The sequence below is a fragment of the Bacteroidales bacterium genome, from assembly GCA_035353855.1.
Taxonomy (GTDB): domain Bacteria; phylum Bacteroidota; class Bacteroidia; order Bacteroidales; family CG2-30-32-10; genus DAOQAK01.
Genome location: DAOQAK010000004.1, coordinates 103,905 through 115,633, shown reverse-complemented (window position 1 = coordinate 115,633; position 11,729 = coordinate 103,905). Strand labels below are relative to the sequence as shown.

General features: G+C 34.9%; 9 protein-coding genes. 6 read left to right on the top strand and 3 right to left on the bottom strand.

All coding sequences use genetic code 11. The features are described from left to right. Positions 1-142: 142 nt before the first annotated feature. Entirely contained in the window at positions 143-835 is a 693-nt protein-coding gene (gene lipB, locus PKK00_01940; protein ID HNW97156.1) for a lipoyl(octanoyl) transferase LipB, read from the bottom strand. 284 nt (positions 836-1,119) lie between these two features. On the opposite strand from lipB, the gene lysS reads away from it, so the two are divergent. The 5 genes from lysS to PKK00_01915 all read left to right on the top strand — a co-directional run bounded on the left by lysS (position 1,120) and on the right by PKK00_01915 (position 7,992). Further along, positions 1,120-2,835, top strand: a complete 1,716-nt coding sequence (gene lysS, locus PKK00_01935; protein ID HNW97155.1) for a lysine--tRNA ligase — start codon at positions 1,120-1,122, stop codon at positions 2,833-2,835. A gap of 195 nt (positions 2,836-3,030) precedes the next feature. Further along, positions 3,031-5,274, top strand: coding sequence for a bifunctional (p)ppGpp synthetase/guanosine-3',5'-bis(diphosphate) 3'-pyrophosphohydrolase (locus PKK00_01930; protein ID HNW97154.1), 2,244 nt, complete (start codon positions 3,031-3,033; stop codon positions 5,272-5,274). An 83-nt stretch (positions 5,275-5,357) separates the two neighbouring features. Then, on the top strand, positions 5,358-5,816 hold the full coding sequence (locus PKK00_01925) for a transcriptional repressor (GenBank protein ID HNW97153.1): 459 nt from the start codon (positions 5,358-5,360) through the stop codon (positions 5,814-5,816). A gap of 12 nt (positions 5,817-5,828) precedes the next feature. Continuing rightward, on the top strand, positions 5,829-7,121 hold the full coding sequence (locus tag PKK00_01920; GenBank protein HNW97152.1) for an adenylosuccinate synthase: 1,293 nt from the start codon (positions 5,829-5,831) through the stop codon (positions 7,119-7,121). Positions 7,122-7,176: 55 nt separating this feature from the next. Beyond that, positions 7,177-7,992, top strand: coding sequence for a PepSY-like domain-containing protein (locus PKK00_01915; protein ID HNW97151.1), 816 nt, complete (start codon positions 7,177-7,179; stop codon positions 7,990-7,992). 42 nt (positions 7,993-8,034) lie between these two features. Here the strand turns inward: PKK00_01915 and PKK00_01910 are convergent, their stop codons facing one another. Then, entirely contained in the window at positions 8,035-9,720 is a 1,686-nt protein-coding gene (locus PKK00_01910) for an NAD+ synthase (GenBank protein HNW97150.1), read from the bottom strand. A gap of 63 nt (positions 9,721-9,783) precedes the next feature. Continuing rightward, a complete protein-coding gene (locus PKK00_01905; GenBank protein ID HNW97149.1) occupies positions 9,784-10,551 on the bottom strand; it encodes a porin family protein in 768 nt (255 codons plus the stop codon). Between the two features lie 57 nt (positions 10,552-10,608). Between PKK00_01905 and PKK00_01900 the strand changes: the two genes are divergently transcribed. Next, entirely contained in the window at positions 10,609-11,649 is a 1,041-nt protein-coding gene (locus tag PKK00_01900) for a hypothetical protein (GenBank protein HNW97148.1), read from the top strand. Positions 11,650-11,729 lie beyond the last annotated feature (80 nt).

The window sequence follows — 11,729 nt, the reverse complement described above, 5'->3', positions numbered from 1 at the left end:
CTTGGTAAAATTGCTTGTTAAAACGTATAAAAAAATTAACGAACTATTGATAAAAGGGAATTTTAATTTAGAAAAAGAAATAGTATAGTAACTTACTATATGCTAAAGTAAAAATTTTAAACTAACTGTACAAGTTTGTTATTTAGTTGACCTTTACATCAAAAACTTTTGCGAAGTTTTTAATATAATGTTGTTTTACTTCCTCAAAATCTATTTTTCTGCAAAATTCTTTTTCCATCGATGTTACTGTTTTATCAGTAAAACCGCAGGGATTGATTAAGTTAAAAAACGAGAGGTCGGTGTTTACGTTTAATGCAAATCCGTGCATGGTAATACCACGGCTTACTTTCACACCAATGGCGCAAATCTTGCGTGCCTTCTTTGTTTGCGAATCAATCCACACGCCTGTTGCACCTTCAAGTCTTTCGGTACTGATCTTGTATTCTTTTAATGTGAGAATGATTGATTCTTCAATTTTATGAACGTATTCTTTTACGCCAATTCCAAAATAATTCAAATCAATTATGGGGTAACCTACAATTTGTCCGGGACCATGGTACGTGATATCTCCGCCGCGGTCGGTATTGAAAAATGTAGCGCCTTTTTCTTTCAGGAATTCATTATTGACGAGTAGATTATTTATTGAGCCGCTTTTTCCTAAAGTGTAAACATGTGGATGTTCGCATAAAACCAGGAAATTAATAGAATTATTTTTATTTATTGAGTCATTTTCAGATGCTCTTGAATTTAGAACTTTTTCGTGTAATTCTTTCTGGAAATCCCATGCTTCCTGGTAACCTTTGAGCCCGATATTTTTGTATGATATATTTTTCATCTGTATTTAAAATTATAATGTGTATAAAATCTGTGAATTGTCAGGACTATATTTTTTTTTGTTATCCGCTCCACTCCCGATATACATAGGAGCGCAACACTAGCTCACTTGTGAATATCCATACTGATTTTGATCCCACTTTTAATTCCCGCATCAATTTTATTTATCACACGGTTGGTGCGATTTTACGTTTGCATGGATATTTCATGTTGCAAAGATGTAAAATAATCTGATTTCGATTAATGAAAATCTTTAACTTTGCGCGAAATTAAATTTAATGCAGCATGGAACTAAGTGAACAGGAAGTTATCCGCAGAAAATCGCTGGAAGAACTACAGCAGTTGGGAATTAATCCTTATCCCGCTGATTTATTTGAAGTGAATGCAAACACAAAAGATGTACTGGAAAAGTTTCCAAACGATAAAACTTTATACCAGGATATAAGTATTGCCGGTCGTATCATGACCCGCAGAATAATGGGTAATGCCTCGTTTGCAGAAATACAGGATGCCGCAGGACGTATCCAGCTTTATTTTAAACGCGATGATATTTGCCCGGGAGAAGATAAGAGTTTATACAATATCGTTTTTAAAAAACTTCTTGATATCGGCGATATTATTGGTGTGAAAGGTTATGTTTTCACCACGCAGATGGGCGAAACCACTATTCATGTGAAGGAATTTAAGATGCTTTCAAAATCGTTGCGTCCGTTGCCTATCGTAAAAGAAAAAGACGGTATAACCTACGATGCGTTTACCGATCCTGAACAACGTTACCGTATGCGTTATCTTGATATGATCGTGAATCCGCAGGTACGTGAAGTATTTATGAAACGCACAAAACTGGTGAATTCCATGCGAAATTTTTTAAATGAAAAAAGTTACCTAGAAGTGGAAACCCCAATTTTACAACCTATTTATGGTGGCGCTACTGCACGTCCTTTCAAAACCCATCATAATACACTCGATACAGCTTTGTATTTAAGAATAGCCAACGAGCTTTACCTGAAACGCCTTATTGTTGGCGGTTACGAAGGAGTGTACGAATTCTCTAAAGATTTTCGTAATGAAGGGATGGACCGTTTTCATAATCCCGAATTCACACAAATGGAATTGTATGTCGCTTATAAGGACTACGAATGGATGATGAATACTGTTGAAGAAATGGTGGAGCGTATTGCCCTTGATTTGAATGGGAAAACAGAAATAACAATTGGTGAAAACCTGATTAATTTCAAACGCCCATGGAAACGATTTACAATGTATGAAGCAATAAAACATTATACAGAGATCGATATTTCTGAAATGGATGAACAGCAACTAAGAACCACCGCACTGAAACTGAATGTGAAGATTGATGATACCATGGGACGCGGAAAATTGATTGATGCTATTTTCGGTGAATGTTGCGAGCCCAATTTATTACAACCAACTTTTATTACTGATTATCCTGTGGAAATGTCGCCATTGGCAAAGAAGCATCGCAGTAAGGAAGGACTGGTTGAACGTTTCGAAGCCATTTGTAATGGTAAAGAAATTTGTAATGCATTTTCAGAATTGAACGACCCGATCGACCAGCGCAAACGTTTTGAAGCACAGCTGGAACTTGGCAAACGCGGCGATGAAGAAGCCATGGTGCTTGATGAAGATTTCCTCCGTGCATTGGAATTCGGAATGCCGCCAACAGCAGGTCTTGGTATTGGTATCGACCGACTAACCATGATCATGACCAACCAACAATCCATACAGGATGTTCTGTTTTTCCCGCAGATGCGACCCGAGAAAAAAGCTGTGACCGTATCGAACGATGAATTTATTTTATTAGGAATTCCTGTAGATTGGATTCCTGTAGTTATGAAAGCAGGCTATACAACTGTTGATGCGGTTAAATCAGCCAATCCGAATAAATTTTTCAACGACCTTTGTGGGTTAAGAAAAAAAATGAAACTCGAAATTCCTGCTCCTACAATTGAACAGGTGAAACAATGGACAGGACAGTAGTATTTTTTTGTTGTAGAAATATTGGATTAATCAGATGGTTTATTATTCTTAATCCATAACGGAAATGCGGTAAGCTAAGTATAACAGCAGTTATAATTTTATTATATTCCCCTGATTTTTTAAAAACATTCGTTTTTAATTTGACTTCATTTCTTTTTAAGTTATTTTTGTAGAACTAAAAATAATTCTGTATTCATGCAGGAAATAAATGTTGAAAAAGAACGAATAGAAATTATTAAGCGGTACAGGAGCTTACTGAAGGTTTGCAAAGTATATACTTCTGCTGAAGATAAAAGAGTAATAAGAAAAGCTTTTAATCTTGCAGTGGAAGCGCATAAGGATATGAGGCGAAAATCAGGTGAGCCATATATCTATCATCCCATTGCTGTTGCTACTATTGCCACCTCCGAAATCGGATTGGGTACTACCTCTATAGTTTGTGCATTATTGCACGATGTTGTTGAAGATACAGATTATACTCTAACTGATATTCGTGAACTTTTTGGGGAAAAAGTTGCACGTATCATTGATGGGTTAACAAAAATATCGGAAATATTCGACCACAGCTCTCCTTCAATGCAGGCCGAAAATTTTCGTAAAATGCTGCTCACTCTTTCCGATGATGTAAGGGTGATATTGATTAAGCTGGCTGACAGGCTGCACAACATGCGCACTCTTGATGCAATGCCCAAACAAAAGCAACTTAAAATCGCTTATGAAACATCGTATCTTTTTGCCCCGCTGGCACATCGTTTAGGGCTGTACACCATAAAAAGCGAATTGGAAGATCTGGCTATGAAATATACAGAGCCGGAAATTTTTCAAAATATTTCTCAAAGAGTTAAAGAAAGAGAAGAAGAAAGAATCCGATTTATTACCCGTTTCATGAGTCCTATTAAAAAGGAAATGAAAAAACAGGGTATAAAATATACAATTTTACACCGGCAGAAATCAATAAATTCCATATGGGAAAAAATGAAAAAAAAGGAAATCCCTTTTGAAGAGATTTATGATTTATTTGCTGTACGTATTATTCTTGACACTCCACCTGAAAATGAAAAATCAGAATGCTGGAAAGTTTATTCCATAGTTACTGATTTCTATCGCCCCAATCCCGACAGGCTTCGCGATTGGATATCAAACCCAAAAGCAAACGGATACGAATCATTACATACTACGGTAATGAGCAATACCGGTCAATGGGTAGAGGTTCAGATCCGCTCGGAACGAATGGATGAAATAGCCGAAAAAGGTTATGCGGCACATTGGAAATATAAAGACCATGACAACCAGGAAAAAGGACTTGATGAATGGCTTAAGAAAATTCGTGAACTTTTAAAAAGCAATGAAGCCAATGCCCTTGATTTTCTTGATGATTTTAAATTGAACCTTTTCGCTGATGAAATGTTTATTTTTACTCCGAAAGGTGATCTGAAAACACTTCCTGTAAATTCTACGGCTCTTGATTTCGCTTATAATATTCACTCGAAAGTTGGCGATAATTGTATTGGCGCAAAAGTAAATCATAAACTGGTTCCGCTCAATCATAAACTTAAAAGTGGCGACCAGGTTGAAATTATTACTTCTGCAAAACAAAAACCGAAAGAAGACTGGCTGTATTATGTCATCACTGCCAGAGCAAAAACCTGTATTAAAGCTTCACTGAAAGATGATAAAAAACAGGTTGCTGAAGAAGGAAAAGAAATCCTGATGCGCAAGTTCAAGCAGTTGAAAATGGAATTCAATAATACGGTTCTTGGCAAACTTCACAACTTTTATAAACTTCCAAACTCACAGGAATTATTTTACCAGGTTGCTATTGGGAAAATCGGTCTGCGTGAAATAAAAGCATTCCAGGAAAAAGATAAAGGTAAATGGCTTAAGTATCTTACTTCTCCGTTCTCGCGTCTTGCCGGAAAAGAAAAAGTCGATCCGGTAAAAACCAAAACATCCAATATTAATTTAATAATGAAAGACAAAGCCGATACATTATTAATCGGCGATAATATGGATAAATTGCAATATACGTTGTCTCCCTGTTGTAACCCTATTCCGGGCGATAATGTTTTTGGTTTTGTTACAATTAATGAAGGCATAAAAATTCATCGCGCCAATTGTCCGAACGCGATAAACATGCTTTCGAAGTATGCCTATCGTACCGTTAAAGCAAAATGGACAAACAACGAATCCATTGCTTTTCTTGCGGGAATTAAAATTCTTGGAAGCGATAAAATGGGGATTGTTAATAATATTACAAAAATAATTTCAAATGAATTAAACCTGAATATGCGTTCCATAAGTATTGAAAGCGATGCCGGTACTTTTGAGGGAACGGTTATGCTGTATGTGAACGATACAAAGCATTTGAACGACCTTATCCAAAATCTTAAGAAAGTTGACGGGGTTCAAAGAGTTTTCAGAATTGATAAAGCAGAATAAATCCTTTTTCAGAAATTATTCTTTTAATTTCCCGGCGTAAGATTTTTTTAATAATTTTATGCTTTGAAATAAATGTTTTTTTTATGTCGATCGATCAGGAAACTCTGGATAACGTCAAGCAAATTTTTACGAATTATCTTGAATCGCATCAACACAGGAAAACCCCTGAACGTTATTCCATCTTAAAAGAAATTTATCTTCAGGAAGGACATTTCGATATTGAATCGCTTTACATACGCATGAAGAATAATAGGTACCGCGTTAGCAGGGCGACATTATATAATACGATTGAACTGCTCCTGGCTTCCGGCCTGATTGTAAAGCACCAGTTCGGTAAAAATGTTGCACAATTTGAAAAAGCATACAAGTTTAAACAGCACGATCATGCAATTTGTGTTGAATGCGGAAAGATGATGGAATTTTGCGACCCGCGAATTCATGAAATAAAATTATCGGTCATGAAAATGCTCGATTTCGAAATATCACATCATTCGCTTATATTTTATGGTAGGTGTAAAAAGCATACCAAGTCTAAATCATAAATAATTTTTTCTGTGAAAAATATAGATGTATTAATCGGTTTGCAATGGGGCGACGAAGGAAAAGGCAAAATTGTAGATGTGCTTACCCCGAATTATGAAATAATTGCCCGTTTTCAGGGTGGCCCGAATGCAGGTCATACCCTGGAGTTTGATGGGATAAAACATGTTCTTCATACCATTCCTTCAGGAATATTTCATAAGAACAAAATGAATGTCATCGGGAATGGAGTAGTGATCGACCCGGTTATTCTTCATAATGAAATTATAAAACTTGCTGAACGTGGTGTTGATGTAAGTAAAAATCTTTTGATTTCAAGAAAAGCGCATTTGATACTTCCTTCACACCGGTTGCTCGATGCGGCTAACGAAACGGCAAAAGGCGAAGGGAAGATAGGTTCTACATTAAAAGGTATTGGCCCTGCATATACCGATAAATCTGCAAGGAACGGGATACGAATAGGCAACATTGAAGAAAAAGATTTTATTGCACTATATGAATCGCAGAAAAAACGTCATCTCGAACTGGTTAATTTTCTTCACTTTGATTATTCAGATTATACTATTGACGGGCTCTTATATTCCGATTACGAAAAGAAATGGTTCGAAGCAATTGAACATCTGAAAAAAATTCCTTTTATCGATAGCGAAGTATATATCAATAAAAATCTTTCTGAAAATAAAAGTATCATCGCCGAAGGAGCGCAAGGATCAATGCTTGATATTGATTTTGGTACTTATCCTTTTGTTACTTCATCAAATACGGTATGTGCCGGTGTTTGCACAGGTTTAGGAGTTTCGCCAAGAACCATAGGAGAGGTATACGGAATTTTTAAAGCATACTGCACACGGGTTGGAAGTGGTCCGTTCCCTACAGAACTGTTTGATGAAACCGGTGAGATATTACGTAAAAATGGTAATGAATACGGTTCTACAACCGGAAGACCCAGGCGTTGCGGATGGCTCGATATTCCTGCATTAAAATATTCCATAATGCTAAATGGAACAAGCAAACTCATCATGATGAAAGCCGACGTACTTAGCAGCTTTAAAAAAATAAATGTTTGTACTCATTACAAATATAAAAATTCAACCATCGATTATATTCCATTTGATATTTCTTCCGGCGAAGTTACCCCTGTTTACAGGGAATTTGACGGATGGAACAAACCTATTGAGAATATTTCTTCTGTAGAAAAATTACCGGCTGAATTAATGAAGTATATTAAATTTATTGAAGATACAGTAAATACGCCTATTTATATTGTTTCAGTCGGACCCGACAGGACACAAACAATCATCAGGTAAATAATGAAACAAGTTAAATGTTTAATTTTTTTTTAAATTAAAAAGCTTTAGTGTTATGAAAATATTTTCATGCCTGATGTTATTCTTGTTTTTTTCTTTTGATTTATTTTCCCAGCAATATAAGCCTACTGAAGTGCCCGCGGAAGTAAAAAATAATTTTGATGCCATTTTCCCAAATGCAACAATTGAATCGTGGAAAAGAGAAAGCGATCTTTATATTGCTCACTTCACTTATGATGAAATGAAAGGCTGTGCCGAATTTGTTTACGACGGCACATGGAATTATACAAAATATACGATTTCCGAAAAAGAACTTCCGGGACCAATTATAAGTGATATTAAAAATAATTATTACGAGTATAAAATTAAACTTTCTGAAATGGTTCAGGAACCGGGAAGCGCTGATTATTATTTTATATATGTAAAAAAAGAAGGAATTGCGCAGCCGGGCGCTGAGCTGTATTATACACTTGCCGGTAAACCTATTGATAAAAGTATTTCTGATAAAACAATTGGAACCGACTCATTGTTGCTTCCATCCGATTCAGTTAAAAATCAAACCAGAATTGCCGATTCCATTTCCAGTATTAGAACTGCATTTACTCATGCAAAAGAAGATGAGCTGAGTAATACTGTTGAAATGGTTAGCCCCAAAGAACTTCCATCGCCAATCATTACATATATAAAAAGTAATTACCAGGGATATGCAATAAAAGAAGCTGTTCTGAATATTTCAGATAAAGATGCTTTTTATTTTGTAAAAATAAAAAAAGACCTGGTAAAAGAAGTATTGGAACTTAAATTTAATATTGCTGGAAAATACCTGGAAGGCGGAATAAAAAAAGAAAATCAAAATGAAGTAGGGGAATAATTTTCGCTACGAATGATCCCGGAAAAATAATCTACAAAAAAATCAAGATAAATATTTTGCTGCAATAGGCATTCTGCGTCCCATTCCGAAAGCTTTTGGTGAAACACGCAAGATAGGTGGAGTTTGGTAGCGCTTCCATTCATTTGTGTTTACAAGTTTCAGCACATGATGAACCATTGCACTGTCGAAACCCATGGTAATAATTTCATCAGGACCTTTTGATCTTTCAATATACTGATAAAGAATTTTGTCAAGGATATCGTATTCAGGCAAGGAGTCGGAATCTTTTTGTCCCGGTCTTAACTCTGCTGATGGAGCTTTATCTATGGTATTCTGCGGAATGATTTCTTTTTCTTTATTGATCAGTTTTGCAATTTCGTAAACCTGTGTTTTATATACATCGCCCAAAACGGAAAGCCCACCGCACATATCACCGTAAATGGTTCCGTAACCCACAGCAGCTTCACTTTTATTCGAAGTGTTAAGCAAAATATATCCTATTTTATTTGCTATTGCCATCAGTATAATGGCTCTTATTCGTGCCTGCATATTTTCTTCGGCCAGTCCAAAAGGTGGAAGTCCTTTAAAAACGGGCTTTAATGAATGTTCAATACTGTTAAATGCTTCTTCAATTGGAATAATATCATATGGTATTCCCAGGTTCTCTGCAAGTTTTTTTGCATCAGTAATGGAATGTTCTGATGAAAAATGGGAAGGCAATAATATTCCGCGGACATTCTCTTTTCCCAATGCTTCAACTGCAAGTGCACAAACCAGCGCTGAATCAATTCCACCGGAAAGACCGAGGATGGCTTTACTGAAATTCAGTTTTTCAAAATAATTATTTATTCCTGTTACCAGCGCACGGCGTATTAATGATATCTGTGTATTTTCGGATTGGTGTGTTCTTAAATTTATGCTTTGTTGTTTTTCGCTTTGGATATTCGTTTCGATTTTATTTTTGTTTTTAGCTGATGTCAGCGAAAATACAGCAAGCCCTTCTTTAAAGTATTCAAGCTCTTCAACAATTTTTCCTTTATTATCAAATGCAAGCGAACCGCCGTCAAATATCAGTTCTGTTTGTGCTCCGCAATGGTTTACATAAAATAATGGAAGATGATATTTATCAATATTAGCTTTCAGGATTTTTTTTCTTTTTAAAGCTTGTTCATAATTAAATGGCGATGCAGCAATATTTATCATCACATCCGGATTTTGCTTCATCAGCTCATCCATAGGATTGATGGTATAAAGAGGATTATCGGTAATATTCCATAAATCTTCACAGATTGTTAAAGCAATACGGAGGTCTTTAAAATGTACGATTTCAAATTTTGTATTGGGTTCAAAATAGCGGTATTCGTCGAATATATCATAATTTGGTAAAAGCGATTTATGACGCACCGATTCTATTTTTCCATTATAAAGTAAGTACGCGGAATTGTAAAGCTTTTTTCCTTTTGCATTTGGATTGAAACCCGGAGAGCCAATAATAGCACCAATATCTTTACATTCTTTCGCAATTTCTTTAATACATTTTTTACAGCTTTTTACGAAATGTTCGAAGTCTAAAAAATCACGCGGTGGATAACCGCTTATGGCAAGCTCGGGAAAGACAATAAGTTCAACATTGTGCTGACGGGCATTACAGATAGCTTCAACAATTTTTTTTGTGTTGCTTTCGAAATTCCCGATATGAAAATTTAATTGTGCAAGTGCGATTTTCATGATGCAAAGTAAATAAAAAACCCGATTCGGTTTGTGAATCGGGTTGTAAAAATTGTGGTATCGTTAAAACAAAATGCCTACAGTTAATCCAACATAATTCAACATGGCTTTTTGTTCAAAAGGATTTGATTTTTTGCCAACTTTATACAGGCATAATGTTTTTGAATCTGTTCGGAGTGCATTTGTAAATCCGTTATTGTAATTTACCGAAAACACTAATGATGTAGAACCAGAAAGATTATATTCTGCTCCTAATCCTACATTTAAAGCCAGGCGTATAAAATTTATATCCTCTGAAATATCAACATCTTTACGTGTTGTAGGTTGTGACCCTATGTAATATCCATCATCATCACACATCGCTTTCCACTTGAACGAAACATCAAATCCAAACTGTCCGAAATATGTCATAGCACCAATTTGATTTGTTTTAAGTTTTAATAGCAAAGGAACATTCACGTACCTTATGCGATAGCTTCGTGATTGAAGTAAAAAAGTGTCAGTACGGTTAGGTGTTACATCTTCATTCACTACGGGATAATATGTGCTATCCGGTGATTTTGGAAAAGCTAATTTCCCGCCGGCATTCAATATTTCAAGTCCCGTTGAAAAAGCGTAATTTTTCGAAAAAGCAAATTCAGTGATCAAACCATAACCAAATCCGAATTTAACGCCATCATTAGAAAGTTTTTTATCACTGGATGTAAACCATGATACCGACGGAGTTGCTTTTAGTCCGAAATGAAAGTTTTTTTCACTATCCTGTGCAAATGAAGATTTGCCAATGATCATCAATGCAATTACAATTATAAATAATGATATTTTTTTCATATTTTTGAATTTTAATTTCAAGATTTCTAATGCAAGTATACTAATAAAATTTTATTTATGAAAAAATCTTTTTTATTTATTTCAATAATCTTGTTTGTTTTTCTTGCATTTTCCTGCAACCGCTGTAATGAAAAATCGAAGGTTCCCGAAATTGTTAAGGACGTAAAACTGGAAGAAAAAGATTCAGTAAAAATAAAAATTCATCGTTATGAAAAAGCACTTTTTAATATTAATAAAAAAAGTATCAGAAGCGAGTTAAAAAAACTTCTGCCTGAATATTCATTTTTTATTCCTGAAAAAGAACTTAACGATTCCCTTTCGCTGTTGCAAATGAAAAATTTTCTTACCGATCCTTTGATCGTTTCACTTTATGATGATTGTATAAAAATATACCCGGACCTTACTGACATAGAAACGAACCTGGGTAAAGCATTTAGCCTGTATAAATTTTATTTTCCCAAGAAAAAAATCCCGGAAGTATATTCTTGTGTTTCGGGATTGGATTATGAACTTCCTATAAAATTTTCAGATAGTGTTATGGTTATTTCTTTAGACATGTATTTAGGAAAGGATAATATAAATTATAAAAATGCATTAAGCAGTTATGTGCCTTCATACATAATTAAAAGATTCAAAAAAGATTTTATCATTCCTGGTTGCATGAGAGAAATTGCATACACTTTAGTAGATAACAGTAAAGAAAATAAAAACTTTTTGGATTACATAACTTACGAAGGAAAGATCTTATATTTTTTAGATGCTACTTTGCCTGATACTCCTGATTCTTTAAAAATGTATTACACTCCTGCCCAATTAAAATGGTGCGAAGATAATGAAGCAAATATGTGGTCGTTTATTATCGACAGAAAACTTTTGTATTCAACAGATGTTACAATGATATCAAAGCTTTGTTCTGACGGTCCTTTTACATCGGTTTTTTCTAAACAATCGCCTTCACGTACCGGAATTTGGATTGGCTGGCAAATCATCAGGAAATATATGGAAGAAAATGAAAATGTTTCTTTAACGGAATTATTCATGAATCAAGATTCACAGGATATACTAACAAAGTCGAAATACAAACCCAGAAAAGAGTAATATCATTTGCAACCTTTACTTATCATTTTTCGTAAACTTATAGTAGATGAAGATACTAATTAATTAGATAAAATTTGTTT

Bases quoted from the DNA above. Each gene is read 5' to 3' on its own strand.
- PKK00_01910 (HNW97150.1), bottom strand. From the start codon at position 9,720: ATGAAAATCGCACTTGCACAATTAAATTTTCATATCGGGAATTTCGAA.
- PKK00_01915 (HNW97151.1), top strand. From the start codon at position 7,177: ATGAAAATATTTTCATGCCTGATGTTATTCTTGTTTTTTTCTTTTGAT.
- PKK00_01925 (HNW97153.1), top strand. From the start codon at position 5,358: ATGTCGATCGATCAGGAAACTCTGGATAACGTCAAGCAAATTTTTACG.
- lysS (HNW97155.1), top strand. From the start codon at position 1,120: ATGGAACTAAGTGAACAGGAAGTTATCCGCAGAAAATCGCTGGAAGAA.
- PKK00_01900 (HNW97148.1), top strand. From the start codon at position 10,609: ATGAAAAAATCTTTTTTATTTATTTCAATAATCTTGTTTGTTTTTCTT.
- lipB (HNW97156.1), bottom strand. From the start codon at position 835: ATGAAAAATATATCATACAAAAATATCGGGCTCAAAGGTTACCAGGAA.
- PKK00_01905 (HNW97149.1), bottom strand. From the start codon at position 10,551: ATGAAAAAAATATCATTATTTATAATTGTAATTGCATTGATGATCATT.
- PKK00_01930 (HNW97154.1), top strand. From the start codon at position 3,031: ATGCAGGAAATAAATGTTGAAAAAGAACGAATAGAAATTATTAAGCGG.